This window comes from Bradyrhizobium genosp. SA-4 str. CB756 (assembly GCF_000473125.1).
GTDB lineage: Bacteria > Pseudomonadota > Alphaproteobacteria > Rhizobiales > Xanthobacteraceae > Bradyrhizobium > Bradyrhizobium arachidis.
Genome location: NZ_KI421499.1, coordinates 1,957,468 through 1,976,836 on the forward strand (window position 1 = coordinate 1,957,468; position 19,369 = coordinate 1,976,836).

At 58.5% G+C, this 19,369-nt stretch carries 22 protein-coding genes; 11 read left to right on the forward strand and 11 right to left on the reverse strand.

All coding sequences use genetic code 11. From position 1 onward, the window contains the following. Positions 1 to 301: 301 nt before the first annotated feature. The 3 genes from BRAGE_RS0109660 to BRAGE_RS0109670 form a co-directional block, all read right to left on the reverse strand. Positions 302 to 625 (reverse strand): hypothetical protein, encoded by a 324-nt coding sequence (locus BRAGE_RS0109660; protein WP_027565179.1) that lies wholly within the window; start codon positions 623 to 625, stop codon positions 302 to 304. A gap of 69 nt (positions 626 to 694) precedes the next feature. Then, the gene (locus BRAGE_RS0109665) at positions 695 to 1,186 is read right to left on the reverse strand and encodes an Hsp20/alpha crystallin family protein (RefSeq protein WP_027565180.1); all 492 of its coding nucleotides are present in this window, start codon (positions 1,184 to 1,186) and stop codon (positions 695 to 697) included. An 82-nt stretch (positions 1,187 to 1,268) separates the two neighbouring features. Beyond that, complete coding sequence (locus tag BRAGE_RS0109670; RefSeq protein WP_027565181.1) at positions 1,269 to 1,730, reverse strand: Hsp20 family protein; 462 nt, start codon at positions 1,728 to 1,730, stop codon at positions 1,269 to 1,271. A 334-nt stretch (positions 1,731 to 2,064) separates the two neighbouring features. Between BRAGE_RS0109670 and BRAGE_RS57720 the strand changes: the two genes are divergently transcribed. From BRAGE_RS57720 to BRAGE_RS0109700, 5 genes are all read left to right on the forward strand, one after another. After that, positions 2,065 to 2,469 carry a hypothetical protein gene (locus tag BRAGE_RS57720; protein WP_347342528.1) on the forward strand — a complete coding sequence of 135 codons (405 nt, stop codon included), beginning with the start codon at positions 2,065 to 2,067 and terminating at the stop codon, positions 2,467 to 2,469. Then, positions 2,466 to 2,717: a hypothetical protein gene (locus tag BRAGE_RS48175; protein ID WP_035729543.1), complete on the forward strand. Its 252-nt coding sequence runs from the start codon at positions 2,466 to 2,468 to the stop codon at positions 2,715 to 2,717. The genes BRAGE_RS57720 and BRAGE_RS48175 overlap by 4 nt, the downstream gene beginning before the upstream one ends. A gap of 64 nt (positions 2,718 to 2,781) precedes the next feature. Continuing rightward, entirely contained in the window at positions 2,782 to 3,078 is a 297-nt protein-coding gene (locus BRAGE_RS0109690; protein WP_027563598.1) for a hypothetical protein, read from the forward strand. 720 nt (positions 3,079 to 3,798) lie between these two features. Further along, the gene (locus BRAGE_RS54380) at positions 3,799 to 3,960 is read left to right on the forward strand and encodes a hypothetical protein (RefSeq protein WP_156950845.1); all 162 of its coding nucleotides are present in this window, start codon (positions 3,799 to 3,801) and stop codon (positions 3,958 to 3,960) included. Positions 3,961 to 4,112: 152 nt separating this feature from the next. Then, the gene (locus tag BRAGE_RS0109700; RefSeq protein ID WP_027563599.1) at positions 4,113 to 4,472 is read left to right on the forward strand and encodes a nuclear transport factor 2 family protein; all 360 of its coding nucleotides are present in this window, start codon (positions 4,113 to 4,115) and stop codon (positions 4,470 to 4,472) included. A gap of 42 nt (positions 4,473 to 4,514) precedes the next feature. Here BRAGE_RS0109700 and BRAGE_RS48180 read toward each other — a convergent pair whose 3' ends face one another. Then, positions 4,515 to 5,549, reverse strand: coding sequence for an alpha/beta fold hydrolase (locus tag BRAGE_RS48180; RefSeq protein WP_231164069.1), 1,035 nt, complete (start codon positions 5,547 to 5,549; stop codon positions 4,515 to 4,517). A gap of 129 nt (positions 5,550 to 5,678) precedes the next feature. Then, positions 5,679 to 6,170, reverse strand: a complete 492-nt coding sequence (locus tag BRAGE_RS0109710) for a phasin family protein (protein ID WP_027563600.1) — start codon at positions 6,168 to 6,170, stop codon at positions 5,679 to 5,681. A 573-nt stretch (positions 6,171 to 6,743) separates the two neighbouring features. On the opposite strand from BRAGE_RS0109710, the gene BRAGE_RS52605 reads away from it, so the two are divergent. Continuing rightward, complete coding sequence (locus BRAGE_RS52605) at positions 6,744 to 6,971, forward strand: hypothetical protein (protein WP_028146235.1); 228 nt, start codon at positions 6,744 to 6,746, stop codon at positions 6,969 to 6,971. A gap of 554 nt (positions 6,972 to 7,525) precedes the next feature. Here the strand turns inward: BRAGE_RS52605 and BRAGE_RS0109725 are convergent. Continuing rightward, positions 7,526 to 7,771, reverse strand: a complete 246-nt coding sequence (locus tag BRAGE_RS0109725) for a hypothetical protein (protein WP_027563602.1) — start codon at positions 7,769 to 7,771, stop codon at positions 7,526 to 7,528. 1,178 nt (positions 7,772 to 8,949) lie between these two features. Between BRAGE_RS0109725 and BRAGE_RS0109735 the strand changes: the two genes are divergently transcribed. Further along, positions 8,950 to 10,164, forward strand: a complete 1,215-nt coding sequence (locus tag BRAGE_RS0109735; protein WP_027563603.1) for a DUF418 domain-containing protein — start codon at positions 8,950 to 8,952, stop codon at positions 10,162 to 10,164. Here the strand turns inward: BRAGE_RS0109735 and BRAGE_RS0109740 are convergent. Both BRAGE_RS0109740 and BRAGE_RS48190 read right to left on the reverse strand, forming a co-directional pair. Then, on the reverse strand, positions 10,159 to 10,686 hold the full coding sequence (locus tag BRAGE_RS0109740) for a GNAT family N-acetyltransferase (protein WP_027563604.1): 528 nt from the start codon (positions 10,684 to 10,686) through the stop codon (positions 10,159 to 10,161). The genes BRAGE_RS0109735 and BRAGE_RS0109740 overlap by 6 nt on opposite strands. Positions 10,687 to 10,844: 158 nt before the next feature. Beyond that, a complete protein-coding gene (locus BRAGE_RS48190; RefSeq protein ID WP_084334870.1) occupies positions 10,845 to 11,369 on the reverse strand; it encodes an RNA ligase family protein in 525 nt (174 codons plus the stop codon). Between the two features lie 1,503 nt (positions 11,370 to 12,872). On the opposite strand from BRAGE_RS48190, the gene BRAGE_RS0109770 reads away from it, so the two are divergent. The 3 genes from BRAGE_RS0109770 to BRAGE_RS0109780 all read left to right on the forward strand — a co-directional run bounded on the left by BRAGE_RS0109770 (position 12,873) and on the right by BRAGE_RS0109780 (position 13,714). Next, positions 12,873 to 13,106, forward strand: a complete 234-nt coding sequence (locus BRAGE_RS0109770; protein ID WP_027563607.1) for a hypothetical protein — start codon at positions 12,873 to 12,875, stop codon at positions 13,104 to 13,106. Between the two features lie 3 nt (positions 13,107 to 13,109). Beyond that, positions 13,110 to 13,334 carry a hypothetical protein gene (locus BRAGE_RS0109775; RefSeq protein ID WP_027563608.1) on the forward strand — a complete coding sequence of 75 codons (225 nt, stop codon included), beginning with the start codon at positions 13,110 to 13,112 and terminating at the stop codon, positions 13,332 to 13,334. 137 nt (positions 13,335 to 13,471) lie between these two features. Next, positions 13,472 to 13,714 (forward strand): DUF6894 family protein, encoded by a 243-nt coding sequence (locus tag BRAGE_RS0109780; RefSeq protein WP_027563609.1) that lies wholly within the window; start codon positions 13,472 to 13,474, stop codon positions 13,712 to 13,714. A gap of 1,436 nt (positions 13,715 to 15,150) precedes the next feature. Here BRAGE_RS0109780 and BRAGE_RS0109785 read toward each other — a convergent pair. Both BRAGE_RS0109785 and rpmI read right to left on the reverse strand, forming a co-directional pair. Next, the gene (locus tag BRAGE_RS0109785; protein ID WP_027563610.1) at positions 15,151 to 15,441 is read right to left on the reverse strand and encodes a hypothetical protein; all 291 of its coding nucleotides are present in this window, start codon (positions 15,439 to 15,441) and stop codon (positions 15,151 to 15,153) included. A 464-nt stretch (positions 15,442 to 15,905) separates the two neighbouring features. Beyond that, positions 15,906 to 16,106, reverse strand: coding sequence for a 50S ribosomal protein L35 (gene rpmI / locus BRAGE_RS0109790; RefSeq protein WP_027563611.1), 201 nt, complete (start codon positions 16,104 to 16,106; stop codon positions 15,906 to 15,908). A gap of 531 nt (positions 16,107 to 16,637) precedes the next feature. On the opposite strand from rpmI, the gene BRAGE_RS0109805 reads away from it, so the two are divergent. Further along, positions 16,638 to 17,549 carry a polyphosphate kinase 2 family protein gene (locus BRAGE_RS0109805; RefSeq protein WP_027563612.1) on the forward strand — a complete coding sequence of 304 codons (912 nt, stop codon included), beginning with the start codon at positions 16,638 to 16,640 and terminating at the stop codon, positions 17,547 to 17,549. A 106-nt stretch (positions 17,550 to 17,655) separates the two neighbouring features. Here the strand turns inward: BRAGE_RS0109805 and BRAGE_RS0109810 are convergent, their stop codons facing one another. Then, complete coding sequence (locus BRAGE_RS0109810; protein ID WP_027563613.1) at positions 17,656 to 18,357, reverse strand: type 1 glutamine amidotransferase domain-containing protein; 702 nt, start codon at positions 18,355 to 18,357, stop codon at positions 17,656 to 17,658. Positions 18,358 to 19,369 lie beyond the last annotated feature (1,012 nt).

Genomic DNA, 19,369 nt, shown 5'->3' on the forward strand with positions numbered 1-19,369 from the left:
ATTGAGAGGCAACTTCAGGGTCACCGGAAGAAAGCCATTTGTCTGTCGAATGCGCGGGAGCGGCCGTCGACGTCTCGATCATTGCCTAAGCTGCTGCAGTAGATCAGCTCGCCGCTCATGGATCTGGAATCCGCCAGTTTGGGAGGGCGCCACCTCGAGGGTGTCAGAGGAAAACGGTCGGGCTCAGGATAATGCGGAGCCTATCGGTCCCAAGCCCCTGCCCATACTGCGACGGACGGAACGGCCCATATCGCCGAAGCGTGTCCGATCAGAACCATCGTCATGACGGCCTGCGTGAATATCATGCCGACCTCCGTAATGCGGCGGCCCAAGGCCGGCGCCGCATCGGCACCCCGCCAGGCGGCGGGTCGTCGTCTTCGCCGTCGAGCCGCCGCAGCGCGGCGAGGATGTCGGCGAGCCGGATGGCGTGGCTCATGCCAGGTACCTCGCGCAAGGCGGGAAAGGACTCGACGGCGAACATATCGGACGCCCAGGACGACAGGATGATCCGCTTCTCGGGCGCGGAGAGCTCCGGATCGTTCAGGACGTCTTCCGGAGATGCATAGTGCGCCGCCGGATGGAAGAGGGGATTGAGATTGCCTGCGTTCGTGCCAGCTTTGGTCATGGATGCCTCCCTTTACGCTCCTTCCTCGGGGGTTGTGAGTTCGGGCGGCGTCGACCGCCGCCCGGGTCTTTACTGCGACTTGATCGCGATGCGCTTGACGCCCGCGCGCGGATTCTCGGACTTTGGTACCGAGATCGTCAGGACCCCGTCCTTGAATGAAGCCTCGGCCTTGTCTTCCTCCACGTCCTCGAGGGCTATCTGCCGCTGGAAGGAGCCGTAGTAACGCTCGGTGAAGTATCTGCCGTCGTCCTTGCGCTCGCTCTTCTTCTCGCCGCGGATGGTCAGCACCCCGTTCGCGATTTCGATCTGGACATCCTTCTCCGTCATGCCTGGGAGCTCGGCCGAGATCGTCAGCCGCTTGTCGGTCTCGCGGAGCTCGATCTTGGGCCAACCGAATTGCCCCTCCATGAGCGGCGAGAGGCTTTCGCCCCCGAAGCCGCGGAAGACGTCGTCGAAGAGCCGGTTCATTTCGCGGTGAAGCGTCATGAACGGATCGCGGGTGCCGCGCGGCGGCGCGACCTCCTGGTTTCTGGACCAGGGAATGAGATCACGAACTGCCATGGTTTTTCTCCTTCGTTGCATGAGCCAGGGAGCGCGGCCGGGCTTGCGCGCGCCGCGCTCCGCCGTCGAACCTTGGCCGGCGTCAGGCCGCCTTCTTCTGTTCGATCTGCGAGGCGGTAGAGGCGCCGCTTCCGATCTGGATCCGGCGCGGCTTCATGGCCTCCGGCACCTCGCGGACCAGATCGATGATCAGCAGTCCGTCGCGGAAGCAGGCATCCTTCACCTGGACGTAATCGGCTAGGTTGAACACGCGCCGGAACGGTCGCGCAGCGATACCCTGGTACAGGTACTCGCCGGCCGCCTTCTCGGGCTTCCTGCCCTCGATGGTCAGCGCGTTCTGCTCGGCAGTCACGGCGATGTCGTCGGCGCCAAACCCGGCGACGGCGAGCGAGATCCGGTAGTGGTCCTCGCTGGTGCGCTCGATGTTGTACGGGGGATAGTGGTCTTCGCTCGGCTGGCGCAGCGTGCTGTCGACGAGGTCGGCCAAGTGGTCGAAGCCGATGGTGGAGCGCCACAGGGGCGCGAAGTCGAAGGTGGTCCTCATGTCCAAGTCCTCCAAAGAGCAAGCTGGATACAAGGAGCGCAAGGCAGGGTCAGTGCGGGTCTGGTACCCGGCCGGCGCCCGCGCCGGACCCATGAAGGCGCCCGGCACACCGCTCTCGCGGTGAAAAACGACTTAGAAAAACGCAAGGGCGATTCAAGGGGGGCCGCCGAAATTTTTTTAGCTCGCGGATTGGTTAACACGCCACCGCTCAAGTTTGGCGCACTGCACCACTACAATCTTGACAGGGTTTTCGCGCCGAATATTTTTTTCGCCGGGAATTCGCTTTCCCATTTCTCGAACCGCAAAAGGGCTTGGAAGACCGTCAGGAGTGGCGATGATGATCGACGAAGATTTTGCCCGCATTCGTGCGCACCGCAACAACATCCACCGCTATCGGAGACTTCTGAAGACGCGGCTCTCCGACCTCGAGCGCCAGTTCATCGAATGGCGTCTCTCCGAGGAGAACTCGGCGCTGGAGGCGTTGACGTCCGAAAACCTTCCCCATCGCATTCACCAAGCTCCAGAGGCAGTGCTCGCCTGCGACCGCGGGGGCGGCGTCATGACCGACGTCAGGGACCTGCTGATCCGCGGCAGCGAGAAGGTCATCGCCCACTACCGGCTGCTGCTCGCCCGCGCCAAGACCGAGAAGGAGCGAGAACTTTACCGGAGCCGGATCGAACGCGAGCAGCGGCTTCTGGACCAGCTCCAGGGCGGCTTGCCGGGACGGATCGCGGCATGAACACTCGAACCGGCGAAGAGAACTACGCGGGCTTCGATGTCGTATTGAAGCGGCGCGGACGCGTTAGATGGAAGTGGGCCGTCTGCACAGCTGGAGGCGAGGTCGTGATGTCCGGCTCGGAGTGCAGCCGCGCTGCCGCGAGGTACCAGGCGGAGCGCGCGCTGTTTCTCCTGCTCTGCGCGAGCGCGTCGCGGGTGCTGTCCGTCGGAGAGGGACGGACCACAGGCTCGGGCTTGCCGCGGCGCTAGTGCTAGGAACCTTCAACGTCGCAGGCCGGTTGTCCGCTTCTCGACCCTTGCCGCGGAGGCTATCTTGGAAAGCACGATCATCGGAGATTTCGCGACCCGCCGTGAAACCGAACTGGCCGTGGAGCAGGTCGTTCAGGAATGCGGTGTGGCGCGCGGCGACGTCTTCATTCAGCCAGCGGGCGGCGCGAACTCGGCCGGAGCACGCGCGGCGGGTGCGGACGTCAAGGTCGCCCCAGAACCGGATGGAAGACAGAAGCTGGAGGGCATGATTGAGGTGTCGGTGGATTTTCATGGCGACGATCCGCAGAAGATCGCCGATGCGCTGACAGGAGCCGGAGCCAACACAGTGCGCACCAAGTAGGGCGATACGGCTGCGCCCGTGAAGCTGCATAGCCGCGGGGTCGCTGCCCTACAGCTAACGACCGGAGTAGCGCAAACACCAGGGTGGGAGAGGGGCGCCGGCGCCTTGCCTCAACTAAACACAGTATGAGCAAGAATTGCGAAGTCAGCGACGATCAGGAAGAAAGCCATCGTCTGAAGCTCCTTTGCGCGCAGCTCGGCGGCTCGATAACTGAATGGCTTTTGCCGACGCTCAGCAGAGACAGTCCGCGATGGGCGTAGGCGCCACATCAGAAATTCATCGCCGTTGCGCACCACCGAGCTCGCCTGAAATCCCTATCGCGTCGTCCTTCCAAGCCAGTCGGCCACAGTTTGAGCACTGATAGACAGAGATCTGGCGACCTTCTCGGGAGTCGCGAATGACGGATCTCAGGGCCGTGACAATGTGGCAATCCTCGCAGTTGGGAGGCCAATCAACAAACGTCGCCTCAACGATTGTTTGTTGCTCGCGCATGGTGATTCTCCTCGCTTTCAAATGGGATTAGATCGCAAGTCCGGCATTAATAATATGGATCATGCCTGGTATGGTTTGGGCCAGGACGGCAACTAAAGAATGGCCTCACGCATCGGAAATCCTTCTTAACATAACGGTACAATCCTAGGATGTTTCGCCTCTCGGCGAACCGACTATGAGTGGGTACATCATTGGGCGCTGCGGACAGCGCCCGCGGTCATTGGCAGCTTGCAAGCGGAGCCGCTCGCACCGGCGCTGATGATCCTCAATGTGCTGTTCCTCACTAGCTTCATGCTGATGCTGCGCGAGATCAGCGCGTCGACGCAGCGGCGCGATCAGGTGATGATGAGGCTTGCAGAGAAATGTGCCGCGAAGGACGAGGGGAGGTAAAAGGTCGCACTGAGCCCGCGGATAAGTATCCGCCCTATGGCATTCGGCATATGGGCTTGGCCGAGTGAAGACCAAAAACTTCGCGTCGAGTCGCGAAGAGACTGAGCTGGGTACCCCGGCCAATTTCTGTTTCTGGCGCAGGAGGTGCTTGTATGTCTTTTGACCCGATGGCCGCCGCCGTCGACTGGCTCGATGCCTACCGCGCCGGCGATATCGAAACGCTACTCGAAATGTACGCCGAAGATGCCGTGGTCTACTGCGATTGTGACCAATTGGCGATCTCCGGCAGAGAAAACCTGCGAGGCTACTGGGCTAGCCGTCTGCAGAAACACCCAGCGACCGAGCTGGACAATCTTCAGCCCTCGCACGGTGGCGCAATGATCTCGTACGTCAGCGGGGAAAACGTAGTGCAGGCGGTCTTGGACTTTAATGATGCCGGGAAAATCAGGACACTGAGCTGCAGGCCAACACGTCAAGCCTCGTCCAGCTCCTGCCAAGGCGGAGTCTGGTAAGGGTCAAAGGCTGCCCTCGGCGTCTCCACGATGGCTTTCCGCTCAGCCCTCAAAAGCGGACGGTGTGAGGCCAAAAGCGGAGGTCAGCCACGGGCCACTTCCGGACGCCCGCAATGCAACAAGAAGGCCTATGCGGTCCTCACTGGTGCCGAGGGCGCCAGCGCCGCCACGGCATCCGCTATTCCCGCCGCATCTGCATAGGTAACGGTGTTGCCCAGCTCCCTGCTTCATCTGGTCGAGGATGCCGTGGAGGCGGCGCGACTGGTCGGCCTCGATGAGCCGGTCAGCCTTTCCGTGCACGATCCTAACCGGACACCGGATACCCCGATAATGAAGCCGCAGCTGCGCAGCAGCTGGAATAAGGAACGCACTCTCCTCGGCGGCCGCCCTCAACTGCTTGGGTCGGAGAGCCAACGAGATCGGAAATTCGTTCTTGAATTTCTGCGGGATGGCGCGCGGCGCGAACAAGGTGCGCATCAGCTTGGGCATAATGGCCCACGATATGATCGGCGAGATAGTGTAGCGCATCAGATCGCCGAGCAGCGTCAGTGCCGGAGCTGACATGAGCCAAAAGTCCATCCGAGCGGTTGGAAAATAGTAGCCGGACACAAGCACCAGCCCACTCACGGCATAGCCGCTTCGTAGCGCCAGCGCGATCGCCACCAGCGTTCCCCAGGAGTGGCCAAGCACCACGGGGTTGCGCACCCCAAGCTGATCAAGAGCCTTCGCGAACAAGGCAGCTTGCCTTGTGGCCGTCCAGATGCGTGTGCGCGGACGGTGGCTGTAGCCAAACTCTGGACGGTCGAAGCAAACGACGCGATAGTTCTGGGCCAGGCGGTCGACCAAACCGCTTAGGACGAGATCCTGAACCATGGTGCCATTCCCATGAAACAGGACCACGCAAGGCGCGGCGGCACCGCCTCGTTCGATATGGTGAAGGCGGACGCCGTCGCAATCGGTAAAGACGCCGATCGGGGGATTGTTTCGCTCCGCTGCCACCTGAAACGCGATGTTGGCGAGGATCAAAACGACAAGTCCGGCCAAAACGATCAGCAGCACGGTTTCAGTTGTGGACATGGTGTCAACCTATTCGCCGATGGCAGGCACTGATTCCACTCCCTCGTTGTGAGCCGCGCTCCCTAGCCGACTGCAACCAACCGTGATCGGCGCGTGCGTGATCCTGCGTCCATCCTTTGCCGCCAGTTATCATCCCGGCAGAGCCGTGAGCTCTCGGGGCGGCTTGATGCGCCAGAACGGATATGCCGCCAGTTCTTTCGAATGCTGCCCGAACATATCGAACCGCCTGTTTATAAACTCCGTAATGACGCCGAAAAATTCAGTTGGTGACCTGATCGACGCGAGTCTGAGGCCGAATTCAAAAGCTAATTGCGCGTTGGCCCCGGCAATCTCAAGAAGCTTCGCTTGATACGCCTGCATGTTTGCGGTCGCTAAAGCAAAGCCTTTCATTGGATCGCTACCCGTCATTCTCTGACTGATGTCATCGGGTAAGGCATCCACCCGAGGCTCTTTAGGATCATCATGAAGCCCAAGAGGCGGCTCAATCGGAACTGCCGCAACAGAGCGAAGTAAATCCTCTTTCTGGCTTCGAACAATGGCCTGCTTGTTCCGTTGGGCCCGCGCGGCCAATTTAGGATTGCGGGCGCGCTTCAGCGCTGTCGCCGGTTTGCGTTTGCTCATCTGAACTCCAAGAAAATGGGGGGCGACTTCATTTCTGAAGGTCAACAGGCATTGTGATGAGGCGTTCCAAACCCGTGGATTGTTGGAGCTCCGCATAAACCGAGATCAATCGCGCGTTCTGCGATGTCGAGATGATTTTAGGTAGCAACTCCAACCAACAAACGTCTAGCTAGCGATCTTTCAGATCTATGCTCAACGGCATGACTAGCTGAGTAGGATGCAAAGGGATTATCGTCTATATTCGAGGCGACAAAATCCATTCTTGAAGATTAGCAAGACCGCCGATAGACCCGTAAACGCCGAGAAACCAAATATGCCATACGCCTATAAGCTGAATGAAGAGGTTCGGCACCACGCTCAAGGTCCCCAAGGACGCGCCGCAACTGAACTGCCAAGGGTCTACACGATCGTACAGTGCATGCCGATCGAGTCCGATGGACGCGTAAGATATCGCATCAGGTGCACGTCCGAGAACATTGAGCGCGTCGTTACGGAAGATCAGCTTTCGTATTTTCACTGATCTCCGCATCTTTCCCGCAAGCGTTCATCAGAAAGGCAGCAGGGAGGAAAAAAATGTCAGACCGGCGCGAGCTATACCGGAGCCCAAACGGGGACGCATGGTTCATCGCACGCGAGCCCACAAACGGTTATGCTTTCATCATCCACCAGCCCAATGCGCCCTCTGGTGGCCGGCTTTCTCACATCGAACTGGGCGAGTTCTTGCGTGACGGGAAGGCACCCGAACAGCAAGCATTGTTGCGATTGATCGGAACGCTGGTCGAGATCCCGCCTTTTGCGTAGGATTCTTGTACTCATCGATCATGGCCAACTCTGGCGGCCCGCTTCAAGGCTGCCGCCAAATTGAAAGCGAGTTTAACACTTCTTTGTAGGTCGACACGTTGGGCTACCGGCGGGAATCTTCGACGAGCCGCAAGCGTTCAGCCACCCTGCTTGCCGCGAGAGAGTCTCGGCCGCCCGCAAATGGCGCTTTGGTTGAGTGAGCCGAAATAACGAGCGAGTCCAGACCTTCAGCCACGCCAGAAGCACCTGACGCACGCTGAAGGATTCATCGAGTCACTTCGCGTAACCCTGTGATCGGAGCCAAGCGATCCGACGCTCCCCATTCATCCATTCGTCAATTTCGGCTTTGCTCGTGAAGCCCGTAATCTCTCGCGCTTCTGCGCCCGGGTACTCGGCGATGATCGCCCAGTCGCCCTCGGATTTACGAATTGGTTTGAAGTTCACTTTTATTTTTGCCATGCCGAACTATGTAGGAAGGCGGCCGAAAAGGGAACCCCGTTTGACCCCTGTTCGGCCTGCGTAATAGCAGACGCCGCCTCACCCACCGAGGAGGCCTACTCTGGAGCGATTCTGTAAACATCGCCGGGTTTGAGGTTGAGTTCCTCGAACATCCTCTGCTGTCTTTCAGTGAGGACCGCTGGCACAACTTCCGCCGTCCAGCCTTCGGGAACGGCAGCAAGGACCAGCGTCAATGCCTGATTAGGCTTGGCTGAGGCGAGCCACATCTGCTTCGTTGGCTGCAGAGCGTCGTCCGAGGTCACCTCAACGACAGTGAATGAAGTGCCGAACGACTCTGCCATCGACGGCTAATCCGCGGAATTGCTAAGAATTGCAATAACTAGCTCTGTCGCGGAAGGCGGACAGGGCCAGCAATCAATCTATAGGTGGGCACCCAAGTGGTGTTCCATGATTCCATGGTCGCGCCGCAAACCGAGCACTCGAAGCTGGCGATCTGCCGACCCGGGGCCATCGCCTCGGTTCGGCTATAGACCGCTCCACAGTGGCAGGTTCGGTAATGGGAATCGGACATCTCCCATTTATGCGCTCAAAAGGCGAAACGGGCCACTGCGAAGATAGAACTAGGCCAGCGAGGGTGGAAGGAGGATAGCCGGTGAAGCCGGGAGATACAGGCCACAACTAGAACGTCCGATACCTAAGCCTGGCACCGCCGTGCGAGCGCCGCCTTGCCCAGCACTGCATATAGTTACTCTCCACTGGCTATACTCTCCACGCGAAGCTCAATTCGATACTGGCAGAAACGTCACATGCCAACGACGACACGCGAGTACATTGATTTTTGGGTCGAGAACAGCGTTCACGCTGCGGAGCAATATGGGACGCCGGGCGCTTCACAAAGCGTGGACGTATTGGTTGACCGCCTCGTTGAGGGGGCCAAGAACTAAAACATCCCGCGAGAGGCCCTTGAGAAAGAGGTCGGTGATCTAAAGCAGTACATTGAGAGAAAACTCGCGACCGCCAACCGGATTGAGCAGGATCGCCGCAAGTGACTTCAACTAGCGCAGAGCCGGCGAGATCGCGTCTATCTTAGCTCCGATCACGAAGGGCACTGCGAGAATCGCCATGGCAATGCGAGAGGAAATAAAGCGAGTGATACATGCTGCGACACCCAGTATGTCACAGCAGCTCTACTCAACACTGCTGGTCTTAGGCGAGCTCCCTAGCTACGCGCTCGACATAATCGATGAACTCGAGAAGGAAGGCGAACGGTCAAACGGTAGACAAGCGCTGATACGCCGCCCGATCTCATGCTCACACTTTCTCCGGCTGCCTAGAGCGGCATCAGGGTTAGCCACAGGCGAGGTCCGCAATGGGTCAAAAGCTGCCCTTGGCGGGCTGCTCCACTTGGTCGGCTCATCTCTTGCGAGCAGACGTTTCGGCTCTTCGAGCGCAGGTCGGCAACGGGCCACTTGCGGAATTGAAGTGACTGAAGGTCTTCCACGATCTATAGTCGTGGTGCATGACCGCTGCAATCGATGAGAGCCGTTCCAGTCCCGTCGATCCATCCGAAAGAATCGGAAGCATCGATGCGCTTCGTGGGGTGGCGTTGCTCGGCGTCCTGGCTATCAATCTTGTCACCGAATTTCGTGTTTCCATTTTCGAGCAGTTCCTGCCCGCTGCACGGCCCGCAGCTCCGCTGGACCGGGCTGTCGAGACCGTCTTGATGCTGGCGGTCGACATGAAGGCTTTTGCGCTCTTCTCGTTGCTGTTCGGATCAGGCCTTGCAATTCAGTTCGAGCATCTTTCGACGAATCCGTATCGCGCACTTCTCTTGTTTCGTCGTCTGATCGTGTTGTTGGCGCTCGGATTCATTCACCTATACCTCATTTGGAACGGTGACATTCTCACTGAATATGCAATCGCGGGCCTAATCTTTCTGCCATTCCTGTTTGGTCCCCGCTGGCTCTTGGCCAGCGGCGCGGCGACGTTCCTGGGACTGTATCTGGCGCTGCAGGTGTGGTCACCGCCTGGATTATTTCCGAGTTTTGCTGCAATCCAAAGCGATGTGCAGGAAGCCAATCTCGTCTATGCCTCCGGCAGCTTCTGGGAGGTGATGGCATTCCGGCTTCGCGAAATCCCTCTGATCGTTCCTCTGCACATTTACGTCTTCCCACGCACCATAGGGCTGTTCTTCCTTGGTGCGTTCATCTGGCGGAGTGACGTTGTACGAAAGCCAGACCGGGTGCTCTTATTCTCAACGGCGGTCGCATGCGTTGGTCTGGGCGCAGCTTTGATCTTTCTGAAAGTCAACGGCGTTTTAGCGAGCCGCAGTCTGGACGCGGTGGCCACACCCGCCGGCACGATTCTGCTCGCTCTCGGCTATGGTGCAACATTCGTCGCCGTAGCCGAACTAACGACCGGAAAAACGCTGCTGGGTTGGGCTGTGCCGTTGGGCCGGATGGCATTCACTAACTATCTCGCTCAGTCCATGATCTTCGGTTGGATCTTCTATGGATACGGCCTGGGCCAATTCGGGCGCCTCGGCGTGGCCGAGGCGCTGGCAATCGGAATTGCCGTGTACATCGGCCAGGTATTCTTCAGCGCTTGGTGGCTAAGGCATTTTCGATATGGCCCGGTCGAATGGTTGTGGCGAACGCTCATGTACGGCACGCAGCAGCCGATGGCTTTATCTAGGATGACCGCTTCAGGCCGGACGGCGACTTGGACATCATAGCTCCTTGGTGAAATGATAGCGCCGAATGCCCCCACCGAGGGTCTTGTTGCTGGGTGCAATCGCGACCTCCTCGCGAACCATCTGATATTCAGCGGCTCTGTAAAGCGAAACTGCTTCGCGCTGTAGCGCAGAGGTGCTCAAAACCATCCGAGGACAGTTGAGCTTGCGACATTCGTCCTCAGCGAACCTCAATATCTGCCGGGCGATACCCCGGCGGCGAACGTCGGGATGGACGTACATGCGGCGCAACTCCATTCCCGCAGATGAAGAAGGTTCAAGTCCAAACATGCCAACGACTTTTTTGCCGATGGCTGTCACCCAGAATCCGCCTTGTCGGCGTCCGTAGTACTGGCTTATTTGGCCAACTTCTTCGTCCAGAGATATTGCGATGTACTGCTCGAACGCTTCCGCCAGATGAGGAGGCGCGAGGAGCCGATTGACCCCGACTAATAGAAGACGCACCTGCTCTGCGTCCTCTTCGATAAACGGCCGTATGATGATCGAAGGTTCCGACTGATCCATCTGCGCGAGTCCCATCCTACGGAAAATGGCAAGATGTGCCGTCCATATTATGGGATTTGTAAATGTCCGCTACGGGTCAAAAGCAGTAAAGTTCAACCCGCGCAGATGCTTTCCGCTTGGGCATCAACAGTTGACCTCGCCCTTATGAGTGCATCGCCCTAGCTCTTCGTGCTGTCGAAACTGTCGAGGACGCGGTCGAACGCAGGGTGCTTACGGTTCTTCACCTTGATCCAGTGGTCGCAGCGGCCCACGCGATTGGCGCGTTCGCCGTGCTTGGATACCAAGCCTTCCAGTCCGTGCAGGCAGGCGTGCCGGAATAGGTCGGGGCCGATCTCGCCCTGCTCGAACGGTGCAGCGAAGATGCCCTCGGGGCGGCGCGCCAGCAGCCGGGCGAGGTGCGGCTTGCGCAGCTTCAGCGGCAGGCGGCGGTGGTCGTCGCCGTCGCCCGCGAGAATATCGAAGGCGTAGAGCTGGACCTCGTCGTCGTGCTGGCGCGAGTGCAGGGCGTCCCAATCGGGGAGGCCGGTCATGGTCAGCACCACGGCTTCGCCATCGATCACGAAATGCTTCTGCCGGTTCTTCAGCGCCGCCTCGACGATCAAGGGATAGCGCTTGCTCCAGTCGTGGCCCTCATGGACCGCCTTGGCGGCCGTCGGTAAGCAAAACTCAAACTCTTTACGCATCGTCAGAAAGGGGTCTCGGTAAGCTCAGAGCGACTATTGTTTCGTTGGCTTGCGAAGAAGTGGGCGCATGATGTCAGTGGTCGTAAAGCTGGTCTCAAATCCGTTCGGGAGCAATGGTATCTCGTCCGGGCCGACCCTGTTGCACACGGGGCAGGGCGCCCCTGCACCGCCGCAGCCGCAGGCCTTCGACCCTTCCCACGGACGCTCAGGGTGGTTCTCGCAAACCCAGTGCGTGCCCTCGCAGCGCGCGCAACTCATGTCCGACCTCCCTTCAATGCTGTGCCGGCTCTTCCTTAACCTGCTGCCCGTGTAGATGTTCGAGCACATCGCCAAGGTCGCGCATGTCTAGCAACTCGCCGCAACTCTGCGTTCCGGGTGCCAGTTGCCTTGCGGTTTGCCTTCACGAGGCATAGCTCGCCATCCGCGGTGGGAGCGCCAACTGGATGCCGATCGCGCGGCCGAGCTGGCTCTCGACGAAGTCCCTCAAGGCGTCGGAGATCTCGTGGCCTTTCGGCGGCAATGCGGCGCTCGAGTTCGCGCGAGCTCGGCAGAGTGGTTCATCCGCGCTCAGGCGGAACGCGGCTCCGGCTGGTTACCCTTCTCCATGGCCTCGATGCCGGGGCCGCTCAACTGCCCCAGTTCAACATTCTGCATCGGCGATTGCGGCGAGCATCGTACTGTTGCGCCAGCACCGGGGAACCCCCGCCTTTACCAAGCCACCTCGTTGGCCCGGCCCCGGAATTGCATTTTTGGCTTGCCTGTTTCATACATGGAACTGCAATCCCGGAATGAACACAACCTAATTTGCATCCTAACCAGGAAACAGGAGGCAATGGTGAGTGAAAGAGGGCCGAGGGCAGGCAGATTTCTTGTTCGAATGGGAGGCGCCGGCTGGATGGTTTACGATCGGGAGCGCAGAGGTCCAGCGCTGATCGGCACCGACTGGGCAGCCAATTTAACGAGAGAGCAGGCAGAAGGAGCATACCGCACTCTCTCCGGTTCTTCAGGAGAGGCTGAGAGCCGATCGACCTGACCAGCGGGCAGCGAGCACGTTGGGTGCGGGTCCGACTGGAAGCCGTAGAAGCGCCGGCAGATTTTTATCCTGCCGTCCTCCCCGGGCGGTAAGCCGTCCCGCGTGGCCTTGCGGTTCCGGGGGGAACCGCTGAACTTCGGATGTGTTACACAGCATTCACGGCCTTCCCTTCGACAATTGCGTCTGGGGAAGCTTTCTTTGGTTCGTCTCAGCATGGGAGGGAGACGATGCTGCAACAGAGGATGACCGTCTATCGACCTGAGAATTTCGAGGCCGACATCGCTCACGTTTGGACCAGATGCCGCGACATGGTGGAAAGATCGGTCGAGCTCTTGAGCCAACCGCCGCCCGATACTTTCTTGGGGCGGAAGCATCACGACCCCATTCCGCTGCCTTACCAGACGGAAGAATAGGCCGCCCTGGGCGATTGTAATTAGGTCCGATTCCGCTTTCGTGCGAAGATGGAACCCATGGACCTTCCCATGGTGCGACAGCACTTAGCGGAAGCCGAGCAGCACGTTGCACTCGGTGAGCGCCATATTGCCCGGCAGGTCGAAATCATTGACGAACTAGCGCTGGCCGGTCACGACACGGGCTTGGCAATGGATTTGCTGGATAGGTATTGCCAGCTACAGGCCTGTCACGTAGCGCATCGGGACCGCATCCTGAAAGAGTTGGAGGCAGTTGGGCGCGCCCGCCGTTGAGAGATGGGTGTTATTCATCAACTAGTTCAAGATGCCGCGATTGAGCCGGAAATGGTCAGCCGCATCACGGCAGCTTACGGGCAAGCGCTCAATACTCTTTGCGTCAAGGATCGCGATGATCCCCTGGCCGAAATGATCGCGAAGAGGATCATCAAGATCGCGCAAAGCGGTGTCCGTGAACCGGCCCAGATATCGGCTCTCGCGATCAAAGAACTCGACGTGCGGTAATACGCAAGCGGGCCCAATTAACGGTGCCTACCTAGCTGGCGATCCCGGTGTTTTGGGTCCCGTGGTTCCGCGCGGCGTCCAAATTGGAACGAAGCCAACATACGTTAATTGACCGGCCTAAAGACTGGCGGGATCAAATGGCGCGCTACTACTTCGATCTGGTCGACGAAGAGGGCCTTGTCGTTGACGAGGAAGGCTTGGAGTTCACGGATATGGAGGGCGTAGAGCGGGAAGCCACGCAAGCCATGGCCGACGCGGCCCGAGAAAGCTTGCACCGTCCTATCAAACCCGGCGAGGCCGCCATTGAGGTCCGCGACGATACCGGTCCGGTCATGCGGGTGCGCTTCACAATCGAGATCGAACGACTGAGGAAGCAGTGAGGTCTCACTTGGCGGCGTGTTCCTCTTGACCGGTGAGGATCATCTTATGCATTCGTGCTTTTGAGTGAGAGGCTATTTAGCGCCCTCGGCGTGCAAGGAGAAACCTAGACCTCACGTCCAACAATCAACATGAACGACCAACGGGGATTGGCGTCAGGGGCATCGAGCGCAACTACTCACCCAAGTACTTCCGCGACCACGCGGAGGAATTCCGGTCGAAGGCGGCCAATTGCGAGCACGATCAAACCAAGGAAACACTTCGCAGGGTGGCAGAGAGCTACGACGACCTTGCACGGCGAGCTGAGGCACCCCGGTTCCGACATTAGGCGCGTCGGCGCAGCCTTCCCTAGTGCAGGACAGCGGATTCCGAAACTTGAGGGATCCAAAAGGCAGGAAGATCGAACATGCCGTATTCTGACGCTTATCACAACGATATCCGAGTCTAATGATATCCGAGTCTTCAAATCATCCTGCGCAATCCGTTGTCTTTTGTCCAGGTCATAAGACAAGTCGAAGGCCGGGTTGCCATTGACGAAAATCCCGGACGCGGCGGAAAGAGCATCGAGCCTGGTCGTATCGGCATCGAGGAGGTTGGTCGGATGGACGCGAGACTGACGTGGGGCGTGTCTTCGCCAAATGCCTGCTAGCAGTACCTCCGCAAACTTCTGCGTTAGCGTCGACAACAGTAAATTGATCGATATCAATGACAACGGGCGGCGCAGAGCGTTCTCTGCTTTTGTCGTGGTCGCGGCTAAATACTGCCGACACGCCATGAAAGTCCGGCGGCTACCAGATCAGGCCGGTTGGGCAGCGGCGCGCTCTCGGCCGGCCTTCCGAAATCGTTTACGAGACCGCGGCCGTATCGCGCGAGAGAGCCATCAATGCGAACCAATTCACCTGAGATGTCGATGAACATAATACCCGGTCCCGGAACGACCGAAGCATTGGAGCTCGGTTGCATCTGCCAGTTCATCGCTCATGAGTCCGGCACCCAAGAGAGGGAACCCGCCGGCATGTCGATCGATCCCGATCCGAATTGTCCTTTGCACGGGACGAACCGCGATGTCAGGTCGACGACATTTCGACGCGCCGATACTTGGCCCTGACAATCCTCAATGCGCCCTGAGTTCAGGAGATAGTTGGATAGAGGTCTCACGCTCGGAACGCCATCGAGGCGCGGTGTTAGGAAACAGTCGACCAAAGCCAGAGCAGCGGACGAAAATGCGCTGGTCGAGGCATACGCTGCCTTGCGGATCTTTCTGAAAAACGCCCGGCGGCGTCATGAATGGTCTCATGACAGAATTGTGGTCGGCGGCCTGAATTGGAAGAATGCGCGCCGGTTGGTCCCGTCGGAAGGCTGGATGACGGTTAAAGCAAGTCAGTGCTAAACGCCCAGCGCTTAACTGACTTAACTGACTTGGAGATAGACTCGGCTCTCAGCGGTTATCCCGGCGCCACTCTTCCGTTGCCAGTCGCATGGCTTCCGTGCGGTCGCAACCGGTCCGATCCATCCAGCGCTTGATCAGGCCCTCCTTCCCCTGCGCGCTCGTCATGGAAAAGACGCGCTGAAAATCCCGCCGGGTTTCCGATTGCCGTCGCGAGTCGGCTTGTCGCCGCGTTGCCAGATCCGGCCGCAGGGACGGCGATCCATGCTGCAACAGGTAATATGCGAGGCCACCGACTAACAGGAGAAGCAATAGGCCTAGAACGATTTGTACCGTATCCATGTTCGCCACTCCGCTTGTGCTGGCTCAATATCTGCCCTGGCCCGGGCATTTGCATTGACGGATCGCAAGCCGGTGGGTGGCGGATACAAAGGGCGGTTAGCTAAGGAGAACTACGAGATATTTTGACCCGTTCTGCGTTATGGCAAAGCATTGCCGGGCAGTTTCTAGAGGGATGGACGGCTGTCCCAGCAGTGTTAAAGATGGGCAAACGAAACCAGGACATCCAAACCAGGACATCTACGACTATTGGAAGTCAGATGCTTGGCTTGTGGAATAGGCGGCATCCGTCACAGCAATCGGTCCTCAATGGCGCTCAGGAGCTAGTTAGGGCCGCGTACTTAGAATTCGCAACTGCTCACATTTCCCTTACTGAACGTCCGCTTGGGCCCCACCAGCAGAGGAAAAGCGACATGCCGGGTTGAGCGGGGACGACACTCGGTTGGGACCGTGATCGCGGCCCGCGCTCAGGCGTTCGGCAAGAAGTATTTCTTGATGTTGTCGCCGTCGGTCTTGAACAGCACGCGGGTGCCGCGAAGCTGCCGAATCTGCTTCTTGGTCCTTTTGATCATGCCGTGGCGCTTGCCGGCGTGGGCCGCCATCACTTTGCCGGTGGCAGTCACCTTGAAGCGCTTCTTTGCGCCTGATTTGGTCTTCAACTTGGGCATTTTGGCTCTCCTATAGCTGCGAGATGATGAGCGACTCTGCGATGGCCTCAATCGTCGCCTCGTTCTGAATATCCGAGACAGCGACATCCCGCGGAAGCATTAGGTTAACGATCTGCGCTGACCGTCCGAACGCACGGCGCAGCGCCGGACGCCGCCATCGGTATATTGGAGTTCCAGCCGCTTCACTGCGCGCGGTTGTACCGAGAGTATCCGCCGATCGCAGTCCACGGGATAGGCTCTTGTATTCTTACTCGCCGGGAAGATGAACGATCGCTCCACAAGAACGTTCAACGAAATGTTGCGAATTCCCGCACCGTAAAAGTACGTAATGCGGTTGCCGATGTCACAAACGAAGCGGCGCAGAATTGCATGCTGGAAATTGATTGCAGCCAACGAGACGATGTTGATGGTTGAATGGGCAACAGTCAGTTCGACCCCTCTCGACCTCGCTTGAAGAAGCGAATCGCGCTTTCGATACCCTTGCACCGGATTTCATGCTGCGGACCACCCCTGACCAACACCTCGTCCATCATGAACAAAAAGCCTTCGCAATCTTTCGCAGCCGAGTTGAAGCCTTTTGTAGCTCCGTTCCGCTTCGACGGATCGAGCGAGTTTCACCTCAAATCGCAGAAGACCAGAGAGAGGGGAGGTCTCGACAGGGGCCAGGGCGTGGAGATCATCGAGGCCAACCACAAACGGTTGAGTGATTTCCAGGAAAAACTCTACGCGCAGAACAGCTGGTCGTTGCTGCTGATCTTCCAGGGCATGGACGCCGCCGGCAAAGACAGCGCCATCAAGAGCATCTTCAAGGGCATCAACCCGCAGGGCTGCGAGGTCCATTCCTTCAAGCAGCCGTCAACGCTTGAGCTCGATCATGATTTCATGTGGCGCAGCGTGATCGCGCTGCCGCGGCGTGGCCGCATCGGCATCTTCAATCGTTCTTACTACGAAGAGTGCCTGGTGGTGCGGGTGCATCCGGAGATTCTCGCTAAGGAGAAGATTCCCGCCCGGCTGGTTACCAGGAATATCTGGCGCGAGCGGTTTGAGGACATCTCTTCCTTCGAGCGCCACGTCGCGCGCAATGGCACAATCATCCTGAAGTTCCTCCTCAACATATCGAAGGAAGAGCAGCGCCAGCGTTTTCTCGCGCGACTGGATGAGCCTTCGAAGAACTGGAAGTTTTCGATGGCCGAAATCGCCGAGCGCGCACTGTGGGAGAAATACCAAGCTGCGTATCAGGAGGTTGTCAGGCATACCTCAAGCGAGGCGGCGCCGTGGCACGTGGTGCCGGCCGATCACAAATGGTTCGCGCGAGTGGTGATCGGCTCCACTGTGGTCAGCGCGCTCGACAAGCTCGATTTGCAGTTCCCCAAGGTCGACCCTGCTTCGCTGCAGGAGTTCAAGCTGATCCGCAAGACATTGCTGGCGGAGGGGCAGGAGTGAAAAAGGCAGTGAAGTCGCCATTCAAACAGGCTAAGTGAACCTAGAAAGGGTTTCATGCGCATTCGGGCAAGCCCGCAGTACTATTCAGGCGATCCGAGTCGCGACGTCACCAACTTTTGCGTCTGGCCCTTGATCCCAGTTGATCGAGTAGAGCGTTGGCAACAGCTTCCGAGGATGCTGGATTTTGTCCCGTGATCAGATCGCCATCGGAGATGGCATAGGGCTGCCACTTCTCTTTCCGGGAATAGTTGCCGCCGTTGTTCCTCAACATATCTTCGACCAGGAACGGTACGACGTCCGTCAGTTCAATTGCAGCCTCCTCGAGGTTGGAAAATCCGGTGACGGATTTGCCGGCGACAAGGGGAAGCCCATTGGATGCCCTGGTGTAACGCAACGCGCCGGGCCCATGGCAGACGAGCCCTAATGGACGACCCGTGCAGGCCATGGTTTCGATCAGTGTGATTGAGTGGGGGTCATTGGCGAGATCCCATAACGGCCCGTGGCCGCCTGGATAGAAGGCGGCATCATGGTCGCGGGCCGAAATGCTCGACAGCGTCCGGGTGTTCGCCAACTCGGCTTGCGCGTGACCATCGCGCCGAAAGCGAATAGTCGCTTCGGTCTCGGCCTCGGCCCACTCGCTTCTCGGATCGACCGGGGGCAGGCCACCGTCGGGAGATGCAAGTGTGAGAACGATGCCGGCGTCCTTGAAGATGTAATAGGGCGTAGCGAATTCATCGAACCAGAGGCCAGTCTTCTTCCCAGTGTCCCCAAGTCGGTCGTGCGAGGTTAGTACGATCAATATCCTCATCGGAGGTTTGCTCCTCTGCTCGGCACCTGGGTGGCAGTGGAGCATCGGGCATCATTTCTCGATGTTCGTTGAGGGTCATCAATTTTGCCGTCAAAGTTCAATCCAGCGCTGATGGGCACAGGCTCTTGTTATTATCGCGTCACATTAATTGTCGTCGAACGTTTGAAGCTTGTCCTGGTCGAGCGCCTGTTCGGCCTTGCCCGAGACAAGTTGATGAAAGTTCCCGCCTTTGCTTGGCGTACACAAGATACCGCGAAATCAAGACATGGCTGAAAAACACCGAGGCCTGGCAGGCCGTTCGCGCATTTGGCTCTGCCCGTCAGTAACTAACCGAGATCAAGAAAACCGCTGCGCTGCAGCACTTGAAAGTTTGCGAGTCGCCGAGTCGTCGTCAGGCAAATAAATTATTCTTTAGATCTTGAACCTGCGCTGCTTAGCTCAGACCGGGTCGCTCCGATTTCGAACTGGATTACTCTCGTGATCGGCCCCAAGATAAAGGCGACAGCCGGCGCAGCCTCTTTCGTGGAATGTCTGTTGCTGAAGCATCATCGTTCACCCGATTAGGATCTCAGTTGAGCATCTCCGACTCATGAAAATTGATCCCCGTCAAGGCCCTAAGACAACTGCAGCGGCATGCTTTGCCGTGCCTCCGTACTCCTGGAACGAAAGACGGCCGACATGCGAAGTTGGTGTACCTGCATCGCGCTTGCCGCGTTCATCCTAGGCATTTGCAGCTCCATGGGTGCAGCCCAGCCGCAGAATGAAGATAAAAAGTCGGAAGATTCTCCTTGGAGTACCGGGCGCACGGTATTGCCGGACAATCAGGGTCAACCCCAGCCACAGGGCTTGACCGGCCCACTATCGACCGGCACGGGCGGCGCTCCACCGACAAGCCCACAGGGGGGCACACCGCCAGACATGCAACCCGCGCCGGGCGGTGCGACCAAGAGCATCGTTGATCCTCCTCCTAGACAGTAATGCGTGACGTGGCTGCACGAAGGGAGAGCCCCGA